The sequence below is a fragment of the Desulfogranum mediterraneum DSM 13871 genome, from assembly GCF_000429965.1.
Taxonomy (GTDB): Bacteria; Desulfobacterota; Desulfobulbia; order Desulfobulbales; family Desulfobulbaceae; genus Desulfogranum; species Desulfogranum mediterraneum.
On record NZ_KE387006.1, the window covers coordinates 210819 to 231781 of the forward strand.

General features: G+C 56.5%; 16 protein-coding genes. 1 reads left to right on the forward strand and 15 read right to left on the reverse strand.

Annotation, left to right across the window (positions count from 1 at the left end; all coding sequences use genetic code 11):
• Nucleotides 1-106: 106 nt before the first annotated feature.
• The 13 genes from G494_RS0119140 to nhaD all read right to left on the reverse strand — a co-directional run bounded on the left by G494_RS0119140 (nucleotide 107) and on the right by nhaD (nucleotide 17326).
• On the reverse strand, nucleotides 107-1558 hold the full coding sequence (locus tag G494_RS0119140; RefSeq protein ID WP_051305891.1) for a sigma-54-dependent transcriptional regulator: 1452 nt from the start codon (nucleotides 1556-1558) through the stop codon (nucleotides 107-109).
• Nucleotides 1545-2636 carry a protein-tyrosine phosphatase family protein gene (locus tag G494_RS0119145; RefSeq protein ID WP_028585803.1) on the reverse strand — a complete coding sequence of 364 codons (1092 nt, stop codon included), beginning with the start codon at nucleotides 2634-2636 and terminating at the stop codon, nucleotides 1545-1547. Before G494_RS0119145 ends, G494_RS0119140 begins: the two co-directional genes overlap by 14 nt.
• A gap of 98 nt (nucleotides 2637-2734) precedes the next feature.
• Nucleotides 2735-5203: a PEP/pyruvate-binding domain-containing protein gene (locus G494_RS0119155; protein WP_028585804.1), complete on the reverse strand. Its 2469-nt coding sequence runs from the start codon at nucleotides 5201-5203 to the stop codon at nucleotides 2735-2737.
• Between the two features lie 62 nt (nucleotides 5204-5265).
• Nucleotides 5266-5901: a hypothetical protein gene (locus G494_RS0119160; RefSeq protein WP_028585805.1), complete on the reverse strand. Its 636-nt coding sequence runs from the start codon at nucleotides 5899-5901 to the stop codon at nucleotides 5266-5268.
• Nucleotides 5902-5982: 81 nt separating this feature from the next.
• The gene (locus G494_RS0119165; RefSeq protein ID WP_232362600.1) at nucleotides 5983-7692 is read right to left on the reverse strand and encodes a sulfite exporter TauE/SafE family protein; all 1710 of its coding nucleotides are present in this window, start codon (nucleotides 7690-7692) and stop codon (nucleotides 5983-5985) included.
• A gap of 108 nt (nucleotides 7693-7800) precedes the next feature.
• Complete coding sequence (locus tag G494_RS0119170; protein ID WP_028585807.1) at nucleotides 7801-8250, reverse strand: hypothetical protein; 450 nt, start codon at nucleotides 8248-8250, stop codon at nucleotides 7801-7803.
• A 105-nt stretch (nucleotides 8251-8355) separates the two neighbouring features.
• Nucleotides 8356-10047, reverse strand: coding sequence for a GAF domain-containing protein (locus tag G494_RS0119175; RefSeq protein ID WP_028585808.1), 1692 nt, complete (start codon nucleotides 10045-10047; stop codon nucleotides 8356-8358).
• Between the two features lie 76 nt (nucleotides 10048-10123).
• Nucleotides 10124-10576, reverse strand: coding sequence for a 4Fe-4S dicluster domain-containing protein (locus G494_RS24560; protein ID WP_035247587.1), 453 nt, complete (start codon nucleotides 10574-10576; stop codon nucleotides 10124-10126).
• Complete coding sequence (locus G494_RS0119185; RefSeq protein WP_028585809.1) at nucleotides 10573-12687, reverse strand: molybdopterin-dependent oxidoreductase; 2115 nt, start codon at nucleotides 12685-12687, stop codon at nucleotides 10573-10575. Before G494_RS0119185 ends, G494_RS24560 begins: the two co-directional genes overlap by 4 nt.
• 83 nt (nucleotides 12688-12770) lie before the next feature.
• Entirely contained in the window at nucleotides 12771-13130 is a 360-nt protein-coding gene (locus G494_RS0119190) for a response regulator (protein ID WP_028585810.1), read from the reverse strand.
• 2 nt (nucleotides 13131-13132) lie between these two features.
• On the reverse strand, nucleotides 13133-14695 hold the full coding sequence (locus G494_RS0119195) for a two-component system sensor histidine kinase NtrB (protein WP_028585811.1): 1563 nt from the start codon (nucleotides 14693-14695) through the stop codon (nucleotides 13133-13135).
• Nucleotides 14692-15159: a hypothetical protein gene (locus G494_RS24565; RefSeq protein ID WP_051305892.1), complete on the reverse strand. Its 468-nt coding sequence runs from the start codon at nucleotides 15157-15159 to the stop codon at nucleotides 14692-14694. The genes G494_RS0119195 and G494_RS24565 overlap by 4 nt, the downstream gene beginning before the upstream one ends.
• Nucleotides 15160-15871: 712 nt before the next feature.
• Nucleotides 15872-17326 carry a sodium:proton antiporter NhaD gene (nhaD, locus tag G494_RS0119210; protein WP_084457100.1) on the reverse strand — a complete coding sequence of 485 codons (1455 nt, stop codon included), beginning with the start codon at nucleotides 17324-17326 and terminating at the stop codon, nucleotides 15872-15874.
• A 442-nt stretch (nucleotides 17327-17768) separates the two neighbouring features.
• Between nhaD and G494_RS0119215 the strand changes: the two genes are divergently transcribed.
• Nucleotides 17769-19028, forward strand: coding sequence for a hypothetical protein (locus G494_RS0119215; RefSeq protein ID WP_028585814.1), 1260 nt, complete (start codon nucleotides 17769-17771; stop codon nucleotides 19026-19028).
• A 242-nt stretch (nucleotides 19029-19270) separates the two neighbouring features.
• Here the strand turns inward: G494_RS0119215 and G494_RS0119220 are convergent, their stop codons facing one another.
• Complete coding sequence (locus G494_RS0119220) at nucleotides 19271-19651, reverse strand: RidA family protein (RefSeq protein WP_028585815.1); 381 nt, start codon at nucleotides 19649-19651, stop codon at nucleotides 19271-19273.
• A gap of 19 nt (nucleotides 19652-19670) precedes the next feature.
• On the reverse strand, nucleotides 19671-20870 hold the full coding sequence (locus tag G494_RS0119225; RefSeq protein WP_028585816.1) for a YgeY family selenium metabolism-linked hydrolase: 1200 nt from the start codon (nucleotides 20868-20870) through the stop codon (nucleotides 19671-19673).
• Nucleotides 20871-20963 lie beyond the last annotated feature (93 nt).

The following is a 20963-nucleotide window of genomic DNA, read 5'->3' on the forward strand; positions in this document are numbered from 1 at the left end:
AAGGAGAAATGATTGGGGTCGGCTAACAGCGCAATCTACCTCTTCCAGATTCGAATCAGGTTAGGAATCTGTTAGGGGGGTGATTGAGAGCCTTGCTGCTTTGCTACTATGGGTGTTTGGGCTTAAAGTCGGTGGAAACGATCTGATAGCGCCGCATCAGGCGCTGCAAGGCCTGTCGTTCCAAGCCACAGGCGGCAGCGGCATTGGTGACATTACCCCCATGGCTGGTGAGGATGTTGCTGATATAGCCGCTGGAAAAGGTGGAGATGAGCGCTGCTTTTGCCTCATTATACGGGGGATGGTAATACTCTCTGATGTCCCAGGGATCCTTGCTGGCGGCGGCTTCCGCCGTCTCAGGCAGGAGGGTCGAGAGATCCGAGATTTCGATATTGCCCCCCACGGCGAGCAGCACCAGCCGCTTGATACTGTTACGCAGCTCCCGCACATTTCCCTGCCATCTCTTCTGGTAGAGGCGCTGGAGTACCTCTGTGGGGATGCTCAGACCTTCCCGGCCATACTGTTGGGTGAACTGGGATAGGAAGTGGTGAACCAAGAGGGGGATATCCTCTCTCATCTCCTCCAGGCTCGGCATGACCACGGTGACGACATTCAACCGATAAAAGAGGTCTTCCCGAAATTCTCCAGCCTCTATCTTGGCCTCCAGGTCCTGGTTGGTGGAGGCAACGACCCGGACATTAACCTTGATGGTTTTGTTTTGCCCCAGGGGCTGTATCTCTTTTTCCTGCAAGACACGCAGCAGTTTGGTCTGGACAGATACCGGGATATCGGCAATCTCATCCAGGAGAATGGTGGAACCTTCGGCCTCAAGAAACAGCCCCTTCTTATCCTTGAGCGCCCCGGTAAAGGCCCCCTTACTGTAGCCGAAGAGTTCGCTCTCCAGGACGTTTTCCGGCAGTGCCGGGCAGTTGACGGTCACCATCTTTTTATGGTGGCGGCCGCTTAAGGCATGGAGGGCACGGGCAGCAAGCTCCTTGCCGGTGCCGGACTCCCCCCGGATGAGGACCGTGGCGTCCGTATCCGCCACCCTGTTCAACAGTTCAAGGGCAGCTTTGAGTGCCGGACTCTGCCCTATGAATCCTTCGGGAAGACTCAGGTTGTTGAGTCGCTGCTGGAGTTGGATATTGGTTCGCAGCAGATTGGTCCGTTCAAGCCCGTTTTTGACGACCCGGATGATATGGTCCTGGTCAAAGGGTTTTTGGAGGAAATCATAGGCACCGTCTTTCAATGCCTGTACCGCGATGTCGATGGTGCCGTAACCTGTCATGATCACAATGGAAAGCGTGGGGTCCAGGGATCGGGCTCTTTTCAGTAACTCCAGCCCGTCCAGATCCGGCATCTTGATATCGCTGACCAGCACATCCGGCTGCCGCTCTTCGATGATCTCCAGGGCCAGAACCCCTGAAGGCGCGGTAAGCACCTTGCAGTCACATTTTTTTTCAATAACCAGGCGCAACATGGCAAGCATGTCGGGTTCGTCATCGACGATTAAGACCTGCTTAGGGGCAGCCACGAGCTGTTTGCTGTTATTTTTTGCCATTATCCCTCTTCTGAGATACCAGGTGTTGGAAATATCGCTGGATGAACTTTCCTGAAATGGTCTCTTGGCCACTCACCTCAGGCAGGCTGAGCTGCTCAGCGGCTTCACCGAAAAGAGCAGTAAAGACCTGCCTGGAGAGGAGGGCCAGCTCTCTGTGGATCTCCTCCGCAGCCGAAGGCTCCAGCCTGCCTGCTCCTGTGCGGCAATGGATCGGCCGGTATTGATGGAGCAGACAGTGATCACCCTCACGTAAGGGACACGCCTGCTCCGCAGGGTCGTCAGGGAGGGGAGCTGAGACGGGTTCGGTGGCTGACCCCGTGGCGGGCCTGCCGCTGATTTCCTCATCCCCCTCTTTAACCGTTTTTTCGCGCTCGCCGCTGCCGGCGGCCTTTTCGATGACCTGGTTGCGTTGCTGTGAGGAGAGGCTGATATTGACCTTGTCGTTGAGGTAGAGGGCCTCTATCAGAGAGAGTGAAAAGGATTGTCCGCAGCTGGCGCTGTCTCTGCCGCAACATTGGGGCTGCTCACCCCCGAGAAGGGCATCGAGGCGTTGGAGGAGCTGCTCATAGCGTTGATAAAAAAGAGTGAGGTCAAGATGGAGACGATTTTCAGCAGAGGGCTCGGCCAGCTTCAGCTGCCCCTCTTTCCTGCCGAATTTTCTCAGCAGCCACCACTGTGCGAAGTTGGTCGGGTTGGCCCTGGTCTTCCTGAGTAACTTTCCTGCCTTCTTGAGATTAAAGCCCCGACGCAGCATGTAGGCGGTGACAAAGGTGCCGGTGCGCCCCACTCCGAGCTTACAGTGGACCAGGACCTTCTTGCCCAGGTATACTGCTTCGTCCAGCCAGGCCAGGCCCTGCTCCATGGCTTCCATGGTTGGAGCGGTTTCGTCGGCAATGGGCAGGTAGAAGACTTCAAAGCCTGCAGCCTCCTCGAGATCATGGAGATCTGAGAATTCGCCGCAGAGATTGACGATCCCGCTTATCCCCTGTTCCCGGATACTGTCCAGGTCTGCATAGGACATGGGGGCATGGCCGACTGCCAGATACTCTGTTATCCAGGTAAGCTTGTACCCTGCCATTACTTCCTTCCTGCCTGTAGGAGGAGAAGCCGCAGGAGTCGTGCGGGTACGTTCGTCATCACCCCATCCTCTTTTTTCTTCATGGTTCGTGGATACCCTTAACCTTCCTGGGAAAAGGAATATCGTCCCCTGTAAAATTCTTCCACATAGGCGGCAACCATCTGCCGGTCCACCAGCACCATGTCCATGAGTTTGCTGGCGCCAAGTAGACGACCAAGCATATCCAGTTTATCCAGCATCAGGGAGCCGGGCAGATTGGTCAACTTTGCCTCCAAGAGATCGCCTTTTTTTTCCACGACAAATTCAAGGCGATGGAGCACGCGGGCAATAAAATCAATCCGAAGTAGGCGTTGTTCATAGTCACCGCCTCCGCCTGCAAAGCGGAGCAGGCAGTGATTTTCTGCAGGGCTGTCAGCGCAGAGCACATCCACGATGGTAAAGTGATAGCCAAAGCGAAGGTTGAAGTGGAGATAGTCTGCCCCGATGACGGCGTAACTGGCAAAGGCAAAGCTGTCTCTTTTCGGCGGAACGCCACCGGATAATGCTATCTTGTCGTATGCCTCCCAGTCAAAAGGTTTCTGTTTCCACTGCACACCGGGATGGTCCATTCCCCTCCAGAGTGCCTGGAAGGGGGCGGAGGCGACCTGGTTGAGCGGGATGGATCGAGCCCCATGGGGCTGGGTGCTGATCCCGCCTCCCACATCAAAGAGATAGACATCCAGGGGCAGGTCGGCCACCAGTCGCAAGGCGCCTCTGCCGCTCCCGGGGCTGCCTGCGGTAAACATGGCCAGCAGGGCCTTTTCATGGCAGAAGCGGATGATGTCATGCATGGAGCGGCAGCCTTCCGGAGTAAAATTATCCCCGGCCGCGTCGACGAGTTCAAGGGGGGTGATAAAGCTTAAGGCCTCTTTGAGTATCCGCTGGTAGCCAACCTCTTGTGCCGCCCTTGCATTCTCTTGCAGCAGGGATTCAACAGGACCTGCATAGACGCACCCCCTGTTGCCGTCGACCGTGATCATGCTGCCTGGTTGAAAAGAGGCGCAGGCATCGGTAACCTTGGTCAGGTAGGGGACCCCGAATTCCCGGGCCACCGTGGCAAAGTGGCTGGCCCTGCTGCCGCGCTCTGCAAGGACTGCGGCAACTCGGTGGATGACCTGGACATGATCAGGCGGGGAATCACGGCTCACCAGCACCGCCCCCTGGGGAATGTCTTCCAGGGGGTGGGACTCGTCCAGCTGGTAGACCCGGCCCGCTGCGCTGCCAGGTGCGGCCTGTTCGCAAGCTCTACGCAGGAGCTGCCGCTCCGGTCCGTCACCGTCTTCAGGAGGGCTTTCGTTCTGGCCAGCGAGTTGCAGGGGCCGAGCCTGGAGGATGAAGAGGGCCCCCGAAGCGTCAACGGCCCACTCGATATCCTGGGGAGCGCCGAAAAGGTCTTTCAGCTGCAGCCCCTGCTCTGCAATCTCTATAGCCAGCGCAGCGGGGAGGATCCTCTCCCCGGCCGATCCGGAGACCAGCCGTGGCGGGTTATCCCTGGTGAGGAGAGAGTTCTCAGCCAGTGCCCGGCCTGCCACCAGGCGATCGCCGCTGCCGCGGGTGGCGTGGATGTGGAGATGGTGCCGGTGGCCTGGCTCCCGGAGAACGCTCTGGGTATAGAGGACGCCGCTGCAGTCGGCCTGGACCATCTCCTGAACCAGTACCGACATGGCGGTCTCTTCGTCCCCAAGCCCGTGGCTGATCCGGTAGAAGAGCGCCTCAGGCCTATATTTTGAGGCAAGCACCTCCTGGTAGGCCCAGGCGATCCTGTCCCGCTCAACATCCAGCAGGGTCGTGTATTGACCGGCAAAGGAAACCCTGCCATCCTCGCCCAGGGCACTGCTCCGTACGGCAACCCGGATGGGAGCAGGGGAATCCTGCCTCCAGCCGTCGTAGGCGGAGAGCATGGCCTCCTTGATGGCAGGCACCAGTTTTGCCTGACGAACGAGCGTCTGCAGTTGGCCGGAGACCTCCTGCAGAGACCGGGGAGAGTGAATCCGGAGCTGGGCAAGCAGTTCATCCAGGGAGGTGCGGAGCTTGTTGTACTCTATAAAGGCGTGAAAACCACTGGCAGTGACCACAAAGCCCCTGGGCACCGAGAGTCCGAGTTCGTTGTGGATACGGGCAAGGTTTTTGGCCTTGTTGCCGATCCGGCCGGTATCAACGGTGACCTCTTCCAGGGGAAGAACATAGGGCGGGCTCGTATTCAGCCTGGGCGGAGCCAGGAGAAAGCGGATATAAGAGTCGAATTTTTTATGATAGTTTTTCAGGGAGAGGTAACTGCCGGGAGCCATGGTTTCCAGGGCTGCTATCATCCCGGACACCTCTTGGGAAAAACAGCTGAATCGTTTGCGGATGGCAGCGAGGTCTTGGGGCTGGCCGCCGTGGAGCAGGCCTTGAAACTCCGCCATCTGCTCATGGCAGTGGATGTCGTACTGCAACAGCCGCTTCAGGGCCTCATACTTTTCACGGAGCATGGTCCCAGGGGCAAATATCCGGTAGCTCCAGTGCTTGAAAAGTGCGTTGAGCAGCATGGCTTCCCCCTTGGAAGGTGATGGTCGGTGCAGTCAGGGCACCGCGGCTGGCGCTGACTGCTTCAGATCTTGCTCTCCTCAACGGTTCGGGGAAGCGAGCAACAGGGCGTGGTGCTGAGGTTTCTGGCGGTTCTGACTTTTCCTGCCAGGGCGCCTGCCAGACTCCAGCACAGGTAGGTGCAGAGCAGGGAGATGAAATACCAGAAGACCGCTCCGATCAGGATCGGTTCGCCGCTGCCTGTGCCTAGCCGGAGCAGGTATTCCCTGCCAAAGAGTTCCAACATCTGTTCCGGCCGGTAGTATTCATTGATAAAGGCAAAGACAAAGAAGATGGGCAGGACCTTGCGTGCGATGCCCAGGAGCAGTCCTTCAAAAAAGTAATCATAGTAGGCCTTGTTCAGTTCAGCCTGGTCTATATTGCGGGCCATTCTGCTGCCCTTGTCCCGGTCTGCACATTGCATCGCCTCCTGGCGGAGCTGCAGCCAGTGGTGATAGATCTTTTCCAACTCCAGGTAGCGCCTGGTGATGATCAGTCGGTTCAACAGCTTGGTCAGCAGGACCGTGCCCACTGCGAGCAGGGAGATAAGGACAGGCGGCCCCAGCAGATGGAGATGTTGGAGCAGGGAGAACAGGCTATCGCCGGCAAGGCTGAATCCTGCTGCCAGGTATTCCCAGAGGGTGTCAAGCAAGGCATCCATGGAAGGGACTCTCTTCTCTCGTGTTGGTGAAGGCCGGGGGAGGATCTCCCCCGGCTCGGCTCAGTATAACGTTCTTCTTGCTCAGATCCAAACTTCAATTTTGAAGAAACGGAAAAAGAGGAAGAACAGGGTGATGGCCAGGACCACCTTCAGCTGCATCTCACTGAAGAGCTTCTGGGCACGGCTGCCCAGCATACCACCGGCAAAGCCGCCGATGATGATCGCACCGGCAAGCACCCAGTCCGGCCAGTAACCGATCATGACATAGCCCAAAAAGGAGCCGATACTGGAAAAACAGGTGCCGATCAGGGAGATCGGTACGGCCACATACATGGGCAGCGCACCCAGGGTGGTCATCGCCGGTACCAGCAGAAAGCCGCCGCCGATACCAAAGGAGCGGGAGACGATACCGATGAGCACACCGAGGAAGGCAAAGAGCAGGGGATTGATCTTGAACTCTTCACCCCAGAATTTGAAGCGGTAATCGGTGAGTCCTGTCTTTACCGGTTCGATGGAGCCCATCTCCATGGCCTCCCCGGTCTCCTTGGCCTTTTTCACGGCCGCATTGAACTTCTGGGTCATGGCCTTGATGTTCTTCCGCTTGTTCATGGCCTTGGGGGTCATCTCGGTGAGGGTCTTGATCCCCATGATCACCACCAGAACCGCGAGCCACTCCTTGTAGGCAGCCATGGGCAGCATGGCAGAGACATATTTACCGAGCCAGATGGAACCGATGAAGATACCGACACCAAAGGAGATACCAACCGGCCAGGCCACCCGCTTCTCCACCACGGCAAAGCGATAAAAAGAACCAAGGGGGGAGAACAGGGTCAGGGCCATGTTGGAGGGCTTGAGCACGTTGGCGGCGTTCACCCCCACCGGACCTGCGGTCTGGACAACCAGGACCTGGAAGGCGGCCATCAGCATACCGCCGGCAGCGCCAATCATGGAAAAGTAGGTCCCCACGGCAATGGCGCCGATCACGATCCAGAGAGGATTCATGTAGCGGAAGCCTTTGGCCAGCCAGAAACCCTTGCCCTCTAAGGCGAAGGAGGTGGCTTTGCTGCCGTTGACATAGACGTCAAATTTGGTGTCCGGCGGCGTGTGGCGATAGCTGGTAAAGCTGGCGCTAAACTGACCAGTGGCCTTGTCCAGCTTGACCGTGGTCCCCTTGTCCCAGTAGTTGCCGCTTGACTGGTCCTGGAGGACGGTCCTGGAGAAGATCACAATCTTACCAACCCGGTTGCCCTCCTTGACGATGGTGTTGATACCATAGCTGGATTCGTTGGCCCATTTCAGGAATTTCCACTGTTCCTCGCTCTGAATGGGGCCCAGCCCGGCCTTGGCTGCGGCATCTATCCCGTTGAAGTCTTTGTTGAGCAGGTAGCTGTAGGTGGAGTAGAGTCCCTTGGTGCGACCCTTGCCCAGCAGCACGGAAGGACCGCCGTACCTGGTGTCGTCAACGCGCTGACCAAAGGCTGTGGGGTTGGTGGTGAGGACATAGTAGAGGGGCGGGATGGAGGCATCCATGCCAAAGCCCCTCTTCTTGGTTTCCTTGGCAAACCTCTTCTCTTCGTGGGGCATGGTGGCATCAGAGGGCTTGAACTCCTCTTGCTGGGCAATGGTCAGGTAGAGTTCCTGTCCAGGTGCAATAGCTCCCTCAATGGTGACGGTATCACCAACCTTGCCGTTGGTGGTGATTGTGGTTTCCGCTGAGGCAAGCGTCAAACTTGCCAGGAGCAGGAGGGTGAGACTGATCGCCGTCAGAAACGGGATGCGCATTATTTTCATGCTTGATTCTCCTTGTGATTGTGGTGGTAAGTTGCGCATGGATGAAGGAATCGTTTTCCTGGGTGCACCTCCTCTCTGAATGTGATGATCATATCGAGTCGCTTCGCTCTACATTTCTATAGATTCAGCTGTTGCTGTATCCCCTTTTTTTCGTGCAATCCAGGCGCCGAAGAGGATGCCTGCCAGTGCCGCGCCGCTCGAGAGGGCGGCTCGGCTGGCCTCAAGCAGCGGTTCCCAGGGAAAGAGGACGGGGATGGCCAGGTAGCCTGTTGCCGCCAACAGCACGCTCATGCTGAGCAGCCCCATTTTTGGATGGGGAAAAGCGCTGCACCGGTCCATCAGGCCATAGCCTGCTGCCGCAGCGTTGAAGGCGATGATCAGCGGCAGAAGTAGCAACAGGGCTCCTGTTGAGAGCACCATGGAAAAAAAGAAGAGCAGGATAATGACGCCTGTGGCCGCTGTAGCCACGCTGTAGAGGTACACTCCCACGGGAGAGGCGAGGAACTGCTGCCATCGTTCTCCTGCCAGCCGTGTTCCGTTGTTGCAGATATCAATCATGGTTCACCTCGTATGTTCAGCTCTTGCCTTCAGGGCAATGTGAACGAAAAGTTTATTATTCCAGATAGGCTGCAATCGCCTGCCGGGATAGCTGTGCAGATCCTCTCATGATGTTGAGGGCTTGGCATTGGATTGGAGGGCCGCAATCCGGGTCGAGCCCACATAGGCATTGCTGGAAAAACCCGTTACCTTGATCATTTCCCGGGTAAGAGCTGCCATCTTTTTCATGTTGTTGATGACCAGATCCATCTCTGCGCTCATTTCCGGGTCGGCTACATCATCGCGCAGCAACTGGGCGGTTCCCAAGGCTGCAAACAAAGGGGTGTTCAGCTCATGGGCTGCGGTCCCTGCCATCTCGATGACCCCCTGCAGTTTCATCCGCTGGGAGTGTTCCTGTTCCAGCAGGACCTGGTCGGTGATGTCATGGACGGCCTCGATCACAAAATCCACCGCACCCTGGCCGTTGATAATGGGAGCGAGCTGGCGTTCAAACCAGCGTTCCCGGTCTGCTTCCTGGTACTGCTTGACCACGGTCCGCGGTTTGCAGGAGCGCAGCACCTGCTCCAGGGGAGAGTGCTGGCCTGTTGCGTCGTGCCAGGGTGATACCGATGGGTAGCGTTGGCCCAGGACCTCTTCCTCTCGGCGGCCGTGTCGTGCCAGAAAGTGCTTGTTGACCATGATGATCCGCTGGTCAGGTCCGATCACCAGCAGCTCCAGCCAGAGCGCGTCAAGGATGGTCTGGAGAAATCGCTCATGCTCTTCAATCTGGTTAAAGAGGAGGCTGATCTTGCGATATAACCTGGCTTTTTCAATGGCATTGCCTCCCTCTTCGGCCACCGTGACCGCAAAGTGGGTATCGTTGGCCGAAAAGGAGCGATGGTGAGCGCTGAGCAGGCGGAGCACCCCGATAATTTCCTGGTCGTTTGTTATGGGCACCGCCAGGATGGAGCGGATGCCCTCTTCCCTGATCTCCGCGTGATAGTTGACCCGGGGATCATTGGCTGCATCGTAGATCGCCACCGGCTCCCCTTTCAGCACCTTGAAGATGGAATCCTCACGGTTAATGCTGCCCCGGGTCAGGTATTTTTTGGAAACACCCGATGCTGCAACCAGCTCAAGACGATTGGTGGCAGGCTGGAGCAGGCGGATGGTGCAGCCCTTGACCCCCATGATCCCGGGCAGTTTTTCAACAATCGCCTCCAGGATCTGTTCAAGGTTCAGGGTGGAGTTGACCAGCCGGGATATTTCTCGCTGGGCACTAAAAAACCTGACCTGGTTTTCCAGTTCCTGAAACATCTGGCAGGTTGCAATGGCCAGCCCCACCTGTTCCGCGAGGGACATGGCAAAGTTGATTTCTGCCTGGGCAAATTCACGCCGGTCCTTGGTGAGGAGACGGAGCAGGCCGGTTATCTGATCCTTGTAGATGATGGGCAGTGACATGGCACTCTTGACGCCCTCCTTGGAGATAAAGGCACAGTTGTCATGGTCACAGCTTACATCGATATTCTTCCTGGCAGTCGGCCTGCCGGAGAGCAATGCCGACATCACCTCGTCGGTATCGATGGTTGAGCGGGAGAGATACTCATCGGAAACCCCCCAGGCAGCCCCCAGGACAAAACTGTTGGTTCCACGGTCAAACAATCTGATGGTGGCGGCGTCCACCTCCAACAGGGCAGGAAGCCGTCTGACCACCAGATCCATGACCTCCTGGGCATCATGGACACTGCTGATCAGGCGGGTGACCTCCTGAAAAACCTTGAGGTAGTCGTTTTCGATAAAATGGGTATCAGGGCTCATGGGCATCCTCAGCACCGCTGGCGTCAGGCGCAGGCGCCAGCGGTATCGTTGACCGGCTGCAGGTGGCTGGAGGGCATCAGGTCGACTGGAGGGTAACCAGCTTCAGGGCATGGGTGGTGCACTTGGCAACGCAGGCCGGTTTCAGGCCGGCGTCAAGCCGGTCCATGCAGAGATCACACTTCACCGCCTTACCGGTATCGGGGTTCTGGACCGGAATCTCCCAGGGGCAGGCGCTCGTGCAGGCCATGCAGCCGATACATTTCTCCTGGTCGATGTAGACGATCCCGTCTCTGCGCTGGAGCATGGCATCCGTGGGGCAGACCGGGACACAGAGCGGGTCCTCACAGTGTCTGCAGGCCGAGAAGGTGATCTCTGTCTTCGGGATGCCGCCTACCTTCTTTAAGGGGGTGCAGCTGACGGTGCAGAGGAACGGACCCACGGGCAGGTTCTTGTTGGCCTTGCAGTGCACCTCACAGCCATGACAGGCGATGCATCTGCGGCTGTTGAGGTGAATCATATATTTTTTCACAGTTCCGCCCTCCTGGTGGTGTTGCGAATACTCTTTTTCACATGGACGAAAACTTCGCAGAGACTGATTCCGCCTCCTGCCTGGTCCCAGTCATCCAGTGCGCCGACCATCAGTTTCTGATCACTGACTCCTGCCAGGAAACTCCTTCGCTGACGGGGAATCTCCTTGCCGAAACCATGCACCGTGAAGACCGCCTCCGGGTGGACATGATCGGTTACCTGGGCCGCCACGGTGGCGTTGTAGGAGTGATCGGCCGAGGAAAGCTCCACCTGGTCGCCTGTCTGAATACCCAGTTTTTTCGCCTGCTTGGTGTTGATCCAGGCCGTGTTGGTGGGCATCAGTTCGGAGAGCATGGGGTTGTTGGTGGTGTGGCCCTGGGTGTGGACCGCCACCTTGCCGTAGATCAGGCGGAACATGCCCTTTTCCGCTGCCTCCGGTTTCTCGAAGGGCTTTAAGGATGGCAGGCCCGCCTTGGTCAGTTTTTCACTGACCAGTTCAATCCTGCCGCTGGGGGTCTTGAAGGTGGAGTCCAGCTGGTCACGGTCATGCCAGAGGGGCTGGTCGATCAGTTCGACAAAACCCTTTTCCTCAAAGTCGGCCATGGTGTGGCCGGTGGGCTCAAGCTGCCAGGCCCAGAGTTCTTCGATGGTTGTGAAGGGGAAGGTGGCTTCCAGGCCCAGGCGATGGGCCAGGCCGGTGAAAATCTCCCAGGAGGCCCTGGTGTCGTACCTGGGTTCAACGGCCTTGCGCCGGACGGCCAGCCGTGGCTTCAGGCCTTTCTGCTGGACAATGGGGGTATCCCGTTCAAGATAGGTGGATTCCGGGAGGATGACATCGCTGTACCAGCCATACTCGCTGTAGTTGGTGTCGATGGAGACCAGCAGCTCGCACTTGTCAAAGGCCAGCTTCTGCTGCTGGGGATCGGGCATGCCGCTGAATGGATCATGGCGCATGGCAATCCAGGCCTTGATCGGGTAGGGATCTTCCTTGAGCATGTTGTTGAAGAAGAGATGGGCCAGACCAGGCCCCTTGTCGAAGTGGGTGTACTGCCAGCCGACCCCGTCACCCCGTTTGATATCAGGCTTCGCGCAGTCAATGGAGCGAATCCCTGGCAGGCCGCAGTCGGCTGCACCCTTGGGGATAAACAGCCCGCCCTTCAGCTCGATGTTGCCCATCAGCACGTTGAGGATATGCATGGCGCGACTGGCATAAAAGGAGTCCCTGTACCTGGCCAGGTTCCAGCCGGGATGAAAGATTACACCGGGTCGGTCTTCGCCGATCTCATCCACAAAGGCCAGCAGCTCTTTTTCCCTGATGTTGCACTCCTTGGCCGCCCAGGCCGGGGTGTAGGCTTCAATAAAGCTGCAGAGTTCGTCAAAACCGCTGACGTAACGGTCCAGGAAGTCCTGGTCGTAATAGCCCCGTTTAATCACCTCATGGATCAGCCCCAGGGCCAAGGCATAGTCGGTTCCCGGTCGAATCTGGAAGAAGCGGCTGGCCTTGGCACCGGTCATGGTCTGACGCACATCCACATAGGTGAGGCGGCCGCCCTTATCGAGCATGTCCAGGGTCTGATGGTTCTCGGCAATACGCAGCGCGGAAAACATGTCCCGACCAAAGAGCACCAGGTGGCGGGCATTCCTGATGTCGTAGCCAAAGCCCTTGCGGCCGACCCCGTTGATGGAGAGACTGGCATGGTGGGTGTTGCGGCCGCAGGTGCAGTCGTGATTGGTGTAGTTGGGAGAGCCGAAGGCATGGATAAAGGCCTTGTACATCCCCTGCCAGGGGCCGCCGCGACTGGAGAGCACCACCGACTCCGGACCATGGGTCTGCTTGATGGTTTTCAGTTTGGCGGCGATATAATCCAGGGCCTCGTCCCAGCCCGCCTCACGCCAGCGTCCGGCACCGCGAGCACCCACCCGGATGAGGGGGGATTGGGGACGTTGGCTGTCGTTGACCAGGGCAACACCGGCCGTACCCTTGGCACAGAGTGCCCCGCCAAGCAGATGGGGGTTCCCTTCGATCCAGGTTACCTGATTGTCTTCAGACTCCACCCGGATGGGGCAGCGCACCGTGCACATCCCGCACATGGAGTAAACTGATTGTTTCATACAACTCTCCTTGTTGTCATTTGCTGATCTGAACATTGTGACTCGCGTCCGATGACGCGAAAGCTGTCATCTGGATCCAGTTACTAACGTGTCAGAACTTCTGCTACTTTTTCTTTCAGCTCCAGGATGTCAATCGGTTTGACGCAGTATTCACCGGCACCGAGTTCAATGGCTGTCCGGGCTGTCTCCAGGGTGGGGTAGCCGGTCAGCATGATCGCCCTGAGCTCGGGGTTGAGCTTTTTCATCTCTTCCAGGACCTGGATGCCGTTCATCTTCTTCAGTTTGATATCAAGGACGGCAAGATCGACCCGATGCCGGGCGACATGATCGATCGCTTCCTGCTCCTCGGTAAAGGTCCGGACATGGTGTCCCTCTCTGGTCAGTACTTTTTTAACCAGAACCACTGCGTCCAGGACGTCGTCCAATACGAGTATTTCAGCCATTGTTAGGTGTGCTCCCTGTCTGTTTGCTTTGGCGCTTCACTGAGCGGCAATCGTATCTGAAAGGCTGTCCCGCTGATGGTCTCACCGCTCTCGGGATCGATGAACGGACTTTCAACCGTGATGCTGCCCCCATGTTCCTGGATGATGCCGTAGATAACCGAGAGGCCAAGCCCCGTTCCCTTGCCGACTTCCTTGGTCGTGAAAAAAGGATCAAAGATTTTGCTTTTGATCTCTTCGGGGATACCGCTGCCGGTATCCCGGACCGAGAGGAGGACCTCCTCCTGCTGGCTGTAGGTGGTGATGAAGAGGCGGCCGCCGTCTTCTGCCATGGCGTACTGGGCATTATTCAGGAGGTTGATCATGACCTGACGCAGCTTTTCCGCATCTCCGATCACCTCTGGATGGTGCGGATCAAAGTTGCGGATCACCCTCACCTGGTGGATGTTGAGGGAGTGCTCGGTGACTGCCAAGACCTCCTCGATGAGCTGGTTGAGATCAATGGCGGCCTTGACGCTGTCCGCCTGGCGGGAGAACTTGAGCAGGTCGGCTACAATCCTCCTGCAGGCCTTGGTCTGACGCTCCATGACCTCAAGGTTGGCATGGGCATCTGTGCCCTGGTGGTAATCATCCAGCATCAACTGGGTGTAGCCGAGGATGATCCCCAGGGGGGTGTTGATCTCGTGGGCGACTCCTGCGGCCATTTCGCCGACCGAGGCCATCTTTTCGCGGTTAATGAGCTGCTTGGTCATGGTCTTGAGCCGGGTCATATCCTTGCCTATCCCCTCACAGCCGACCATGGTTCCCGCCTGGTCATAGACCGTGTTGGCGGTAAAGAGGATATAGCGCCTGGTTCCGCCTCGTCCCCTGCACTCAATCTCCAGGTCCCTGACAAAACCGTTTTTTTGCAGTGCGTCGACATAGCGCTGGCGATCTTCCGCCCGGGCAAAAAGGTCATAAAAGCTGACGCGTTCCAGGGATGGATCCAGGTCAAGCAGTTCCCTGCCGCTGCTGTTGATGCTGGTCAGGTAGCCGGACTGGTCACAGAAAAAGATGATGTCCTTGGAGTTCTCGAAAAATTTGCGAAATTTCTTCTCCGAGGTCGAGAGGTTGCGGGTGCGCTCATCCACGATCTCTTCCAGGTGGGTATTGAGCAGCTTGAGTTGGGCGGCACTGGAGAAAAGCTTGCTGTTGGCCTCACTCAGTTTTTCTGCCTCCGACCTGATCGCCTTGTAGGCCGCAAGCCCCTTGTGATAGTAGATGGTGACCGCTGCGGTGGAGATGATCAACATGGTGTTGAAACCGCCCGAGTAGGGAGAGAGCTCTTTCCAGAGCGCTCCCTGTCCGCCAAAGACCAGGAAAATCCGGACAATATGACCAACGCCCCTGGAGAGCGAGAACGCTGCCATGGCAACGCAGAAATAGAAGAGGAAGCCCCAGATAAAGTTGTTTGGTTCTGTCCTGACCAGGATCCTGGCGTAGTAGAGGGCCAGGAAAGAGAGCAGGATTGCCAGGCTGGAGCCGATAATGTCGACAATGTTCGCAGGCAGGAGGGGCAGGCTGTTCATTGCTCCTTCTCCCTGAGAACTTCTTGACTAAAGCTGCGGAGTCCCACCACCAGGGCAACCAGGGCCGGGACATAGAGCAGATGGTCCATCTTGGTGATGAAGTAGACCATCTTTATCGGGCTGATGGGGCCAACAATCTGTTCGTTCCAGCTCGATTTAGCGATGAAATCCCCAGGTGAGAGAAACTTGATGGCCTCGTGCCCCACCAGGGCCAGCAGATTCCAGCCGGCAAAGAGAAGGCAGAAGGTCTGTAAGTATCTCCAGCCCCTACCGCTTAACTCAGGGGTTCGACGGGTGTGCCAGTAGAGGTAGATTAAGGCCCCCATGAACAGCAGGTGGGACATCTGGTGTACATAGAGCCCTTCGGGCGCGCTATGGGGTTGTAAGGCCCAGGCACTGCCTGGAGCACAGAGGATGCTCCAGAGGAGTAGCCAGCAATGTTGTCGGTATGGTGGTCGCTTCATAGTTTCCTCGTCTTGGTTACGCTTACAGCACTATTCATGCCGGAGATGACAGCTCTGTCGGGATGTGTTTTTTTTAATGTGAAAACAAGTTGTTGTCGGTTTGTATTCTTCTGGTTTTATCCGCTGACCTGGAGAGAGTGGTGTTTTTTGCTCTGATCTGCAACTTAAATGTTGCGCCGGAATGGGGCCTTGCCGGCTCCCATACCCTGCCGGCTCCCGCTATTGCAGGCTTTGCAAGGCTCTCCTTAAGAGAGGCAGGGGAGGATCAAGGTGCAACCGTTTTGGTGCGCTTGTCTTTTTTCTTATGATTATAGTGGCTTGTCTCGGTGGCGCCCAGGAGATACCCAGCTGAGACCACCTCTGGTGCCACATCCTTGTTGCGTCTCGGGTCGGCGGGGTTGAGTGCTCTCAGCCGGGTGGGTGCCGGAGGCTCCCCCGGAGAGGTGCGTGGGGTCTGCGGGGGCAGGATCGAGGCAAGCTCAAGTCTGCTGGGTACCTTGAAAAGTGAGATTTTTCGATCAAGGCCAAGGCGCGCGAAAAATTTTACCGCAGTCATGTATTTGATATTGCAGGGATAAAATTTTGGGTGCAAGGCCGAGATTGGAAGAAAAAGCATTTTTTCAAGGTGGCCTGCTGTCGAAGGGGCCTGGGTTGTGCACAGGGGGGGAACAGGCAGCCTCCCGGCCGGGGGAGGCTGCGCGGGGTGCAGCGGCTAGATGGCGATGCCGTCAAAGAAGCGCTTGTTGATCAGGATATGGCTTGCAATGCTGGCCGCGTATCCCAGGGCAATGACCGGGGCCCATTTCAGGTGGCTGAAGAAGGTATATATTCCCTTGGACTGGCCCATCAGGGCCACGCCTGCGGCCGAACCGATGGAGAGCAGGCTGCCGCCGACACCTGCGGTCAGGGTGACCAGCAGCCACTGTCCGGTGGACATCTCCGGGTGCATGGTCAGAACGGCAAACATAACGGGGATATTATCCAGGGTCGCCGAAAGTATCCCTACCATGATGTTGGCGGGCAGAGGCCCCCAGCCAACGTAGATAAGCTCTGAAACAATCCCCAGGTAGCCGATGAAGCCAAGGCCTCCGACACAGAGGATCACCCCATAAAAAAACATCAGGGTGTCCCACTCGGCCCTGGCGATGTTGCGAAAAACATCAAAGGCAACGGTATCGCCGATCTGCTCCCCTGATTTCTTGGGATCATAACCGGGCGCTCCCTTGGGATTCTTGTGGGTCCTCTTCAGGTAGAAGCCAAAAAGTTTGAGATAGGCAAGACCGGTCATCATCCCCATCATCGGCGGCAGGTGGAGAAAGTTATGGAAGCAGACCGCAGTGGCTATGGTCATGAGGAAGAGGACCATGACCGTCAGGGCGCCGCGTTTGAGGCGGACATCGACGGGACAGGCCGCCGGCTGCATTCTGGGGACGGCAAAGTGGAAGATGGCCGCCGGCAGCAGCCAGTTGATCAGGGAGGGAATAAACAGGTTGAAAAAGGTGGTAAAGTCAACCAGCCCCCTCTGCCAGACCATCAGGGTGGTGATGTCGCCAAAGGGGGAGAAGGCTCCGCCGGCATTGGCTGCAACCACGATGTTGATACAGGCAAGACTGATGAAGCGACGATTATCCCTGCCTATGGCCATCACCACGGCGCACATCAGCATGGCCGTGGTGAGGTTGTCGGCAACCGGTGAGAGGAGAAAGGAGATGGCACCGGTGAGCCAGAACAGTTTGCGCAGGGAGAATCCTGTACAGACCAGTCTGCTGCGCAGGGTTTCAAAGACCTGGCGCTCATCCATGGCATTGATATAGGTCATGGCCACCAGGAGAAAGAGCAGCAGTTCGGCATAGTCAAGGATGTTGTGGCGCACCGCCACTTCGGCCGCCTGGGTAAAGCCATTGGCCGCATAGATTGCAGCAATCAGACCCCAGATGATCCCGGCAGCCAGGAGGACCGGCTTTGACTTGCGCAGCTGGGTATACTCTTCAAACACAACCAGGCCATAGGCAACCATAAAGATCAGCAGACAGCTGAGCCCTGCCAAGCTGGTGGTCAGGTTGAGTGGACCCGCACTGGCCGCGAAAACGGTATCAGCAGCCAAGAGCAGCAACACCCCTGTCAGCCGGAATAATCTCGTCAGGCTGGTGGATAAGGCCTCTGCCACGATAGATCCTCCTCTTGGTGTATCAGTCCCTGAAAGTTCCTCTCCAACTCGGCAGCATCCTGAAAAATCCTCCGCATCTCGACACTCCCTCCTGTGGCCCTGTCGGCAGCGGGGTGAGAGGGTGTCGTTGTCAGCTCATTGTAGTAGGTTGTGATAATTTTGGTACAAAGATCTTGCTGCCTGAGCCCTCACAGGGGAGGAGCTCTCCATGCACTCACCGCCGACACGGTGGGGCCTGTTTCCCAAGGATTCCTGCGGTGCCGGTGGAAAGAGTACATTCTTTGCAAGAAAATGGTGGTGGGCTGTGGTACAAGCTGTTGCTGTTCCTCTGTCCTGATCCGCTTGAACCCTTGGTGAAGAGGTGGCTGGGCGTTTCCCGGCCCCTCGAAATGGAAGAAATGGAAGATAATCGCTGCTTATCCAAGATTCCCTCCTGTCTGTTATGAAAAAATATATCGGCTGGATGATCGTGGGGACCCTGCTCTTTTATCTGCTCAGTGTCCTCTCTCCCGCTCTCCTCACCGTGGCGACCCTCCTCGCCTACCTGGTGGTCCTGCTGAGTTGGCGATCCCTGGCAAAGGGCGCCCTGCACCAGGCCCTGTTGCTGGTGGGCAGCGGTTTGCTGGCCATCTCTTTTTCGGCGAGCCAGGGGGGCTTTCTGGGCTGGACCGAGATCTTTGCCGTTAACCTGCCCCTGCTGGCCATGTTTGTGGCGGTGACCTTTCTCACCCTCACCAGCCAAGATCGTGAAGATCCTGACCTGCCCAGCGGCAAGCGCGCCGTGGCGGCAACGGCCCTGGGAACCCACCTGTTCGGAGCGGTGATCAACCTGTCGGTGATGTTTGTCTTTGGGGATCGCCTCCAAAAACACGGAGCGCTCAGCAGGGCGCAACTGATTGTCCTGGGACGCTCCTTCAGTGCGGCTGCCTGGTGGTCGCCCTTTTTCATCGCCACCGGTGTTGCCCTTACCTATGCTCCGGGAATGGTGTGGAAAGAGACGCTGATTCCTGGCGCGCTGATGAGCGGGATCGCCCTGGGCTATACCATCATCGAGGTGTGCTGTTGGCAGAAAGAACCCTTTGCCGGTTATCCTCTCCGGGTTGAAAGTCTGCTGGTTCCGCTCCTGCTTGCCGCTGCCGTGATCGTGGTCCACCATTTCTGGCACGAGCTCAACATCTTGCTGCTCATCTGCCTGCTTGCGCCTCTGGGCGCCTGCCTCTTTATGCGTGGTCGGCCCAGGCTGGCAACACTGCATCGCTTCATCGACACCAGGATAGCAGCCGTGAACAGTCAGTTTGCCCTGTTTCTTGCCGCAGGGGTCTTTTCCACAGGCATCAAGTCGATTACCCGGCTCTACCCTGCTCTGTTCAGCCTCGAAGGTGCGGTTTTTAGCCCCCTGTTGTTTGCAGGCGTCTTGGCAGGGATGATCATCATCGGGATCATGGGGGTGCATCCCATTGTCAGCATCGCCATAGTCAGCCCGCTGCTGATCCCCCTGCAACCGGATCCTTCCCGGTTAGGTTTTCTCTTCTTGAGCAGTTGGGCGATCACCGCGGGCAGCAGCCCTCTGTCCGGGGTGGGCTTGGCCCTGGTGAGTCGATACAAGGCTTCACCCCGGGGGATTCTGCAGAGCAACTGGCACTATGCGCTGGTGATGTGGGGTGGGGCCTCGCTGCTGAATCTGCTTGTTTTTAACCACTGAGACTGCTCCCCCCTGTTGCTGCTTGGCATCATTTTCTTGGGTCTATCCGAATCTCCCAACCGCCTTATTGATATCTTTGGCTTAAGCCTGTGTAGATTTTGAGCCTGAAGCTGAAGTCACAATCACTTCAATCAAAACGTTTCAGGAGGCTTTGAACTCCTGAACAGCCCTATTTTCTCCTAAACCATGTCGCAGGGCGGGATAACCTGTTAACCTTTTTGGGAGATCCGGATGTAGCCTGATTAATTCAGTACAGCAATAGCTTCGATTTCAATGCGTCCGCCTAGAGGTAGAGCTGCTACCTGAAACGCACTGCGTGCGGGAAACGGCTGTGAAAAATACTCTGAGTAAACACCGTTTGCTTCCAGGAAATTGCTCATGTCTGCCATGAATACAGTTGTTTTTACAACATTGTCCAGAGAACCACCTGCTTCGGTGATGATTGCCTTGAGGTTTTCAAGGACCTGGCGAGTACACTCCTCAATGGAACCTTCACACATCTTGCCTGTATCAGGATCGATGGGAAGCTGACCGGAAATATAGAGGGTGTTGCCTGTTTTTATTGCCTGGGAATAGGGTCCGACTGCTCCTGGAGCATTGGTAGTGCTGATCTGTGTTTTCATTTTTGGAATTTCCTTTAAGTTAGTTGTTGTTAGCATAGATAATAGGAAGTGCGACGTACATCATGGCCGCAGCAAGAACCTGTTCTTTTTTTACATATTCATCGGGAACGTGACAGGATTTCAGGTCGCCTGGACCATAACCGATGACCGGGATATTGTTTTTTCCCATGATGGCGACCCCGTTTGTGGAAAAAGGCCAGGTGGTTAAGACTGCATCTTTGTTAAAAAGTCCTTTGTACGCTTTCTGCGCCGCATGGGTTACTGGATGTTGCTTGTCCAGCTTCCATGCGGGGAAAATGCATTCCTTAACGCACTGTTTTCCGGTATAGGAAGGCTCTTCAAACATGTGAACTTCAACTTCTGCGCCTGCCTCTACCACACTGGGAAGGTTTTTAATTTGGTCAATGGCGTAGTCTGCGGATTCACCCCAGGTCAGCCGCCTATCGATGGAAATGTCACAGTGGTCTGCAACAGAACATCTGGAAGGAGCTTTGGTGTGAACCTCAGAAACAACAAGGCAGCCTTTGCCCAACTCGCTATCTTTCACCTCCATTCTGGCGTTCAATGCTTCCAGGTCGGATATGATTCTTGCCATTTTGTAAATGGCATTGTCTCCCATGTGGGGAGCGGAGGCATGGGCTGTTTGTCCAGATACGGATACTTTGAGTTCCATGCGCCCTCTCTGGGCCAGTGAAATCTGGTCTTCGCTTGGTTCTGCCAGGATGACGAAGTCGGGGTGCATGCCTCGCTCTTCGATCATGTATTCCCAGGCCAGACCCTCGCATGGTTCTTCCTGAACGCTAGCACAGACCATGTATCTGATTCTGTCTGTTAGATTAAGGTCTTTCAGAATCCTACCGGCATAGATCATGGACGCTATGGCCGATTTCATATCTGTTGCCCCTCGTCCGTAAATGTTATCAGCATCCTGCTCGCCGGACAGGGGGGGGCGCGACCACAGGCTCTCTTCACCTGTCGCTACTACATCCATGTGACCGTCAACGCAGACAAAAAGCGGACCGTTTCCTACCGAGCCGCAAACATTGCCCATTTCATCGACTTCTACTGAGTCGAATTTGAGCTGTTTCATTTTATCGGCAACGATTTTTGCAGCCTCTCCTTCGTGACCCGAAAGGCTCTCCGTGCGGATAAGTTCGCTGGCAAGGTCGTATATTTCCTGCTCATAGTGTTTGGTGTGTGCAACAATTTTGTCAAACATAAAGTCTCTTTCCTGGTCTGGTTGGCTCGTTGACGCGAAGATTGGTTGCTTTCGCGCCAATGGAAGTATGTAGGAATGGACGAGGAGTGAAGA

Bases quoted from the DNA above. Each gene is read 5' to 3' on its own strand.
- G494_RS0119170 (WP_028585807.1), bottom strand. From the start codon at position 8,250: ATGATTGATATCTGCAACAACGGAACACGGCTGGCAGGAGAACGATGG.
- G494_RS0119160 (WP_028585805.1), bottom strand. From the start codon at position 5,901: ATGGATGCCTTGCTTGACACCCTCTGGGAATACCTGGCAGCAGGATTC.
- G494_RS24565 (WP_051305892.1), bottom strand. From the start codon at position 15,159: ATGAAGCGACCACCATACCGACAACATTGCTGGCTACTCCTCTGGAGC.
- G494_RS0119225 (WP_028585816.1), bottom strand. From the start codon at position 20,870: ATGTTTGACAAAATTGTTGCACACACCAAACACTATGAGCAGGAAATA.
- G494_RS0119155 (WP_028585804.1), bottom strand. From the start codon at position 5,203: ATGCTGCTCAACGCACTTTTCAAGCACTGGAGCTACCGGATATTTGCC.
- G494_RS0119220 (WP_028585815.1), bottom strand. From the start codon at position 19,651: ATGAAAACACAGATCAGCACTACCAATGCTCCAGGAGCAGTCGGACCC.
- G494_RS0119145 (WP_028585803.1), bottom strand. From the start codon at position 2,636: ATGGCAGGGTACAAGCTTACCTGGATAACAGAGTATCTGGCAGTCGGC.
- G494_RS0119190 (WP_028585810.1), bottom strand. From the start codon at position 13,130: ATGGCTGAAATACTCGTATTGGACGACGTCCTGGACGCAGTGGTTCTG.
- G494_RS0119165 (WP_232362600.1), bottom strand. From the start codon at position 7,692: ATGAAAATAATGCGCATCCCGTTTCTGACGGCGATCAGTCTCACCCTC.
- G494_RS0119140 (WP_051305891.1), bottom strand. From the start codon at position 1,558: ATGGCAAAAAATAACAGCAAACAGCTCGTGGCTGCCCCTAAGCAGGTC.
- G494_RS0119195 (WP_028585811.1), bottom strand. From the start codon at position 14,695: ATGAACAGCCTGCCCCTCCTGCCTGCGAACATTGTCGACATTATCGGC.
- G494_RS0119185 (WP_028585809.1), bottom strand. From the start codon at position 12,687: ATGAAACAATCAGTTTACTCCATGTGCGGGATGTGCACGGTGCGCTGC.
- G494_RS0119175 (WP_028585808.1), bottom strand. From the start codon at position 10,047: ATGAGCCCTGATACCCATTTTATCGAAAACGACTACCTCAAGGTTTTT.
- G494_RS0119215 (WP_028585814.1), top strand. From the start codon at position 17,769: ATGAAAAAATATATCGGCTGGATGATCGTGGGGACCCTGCTCTTTTAT.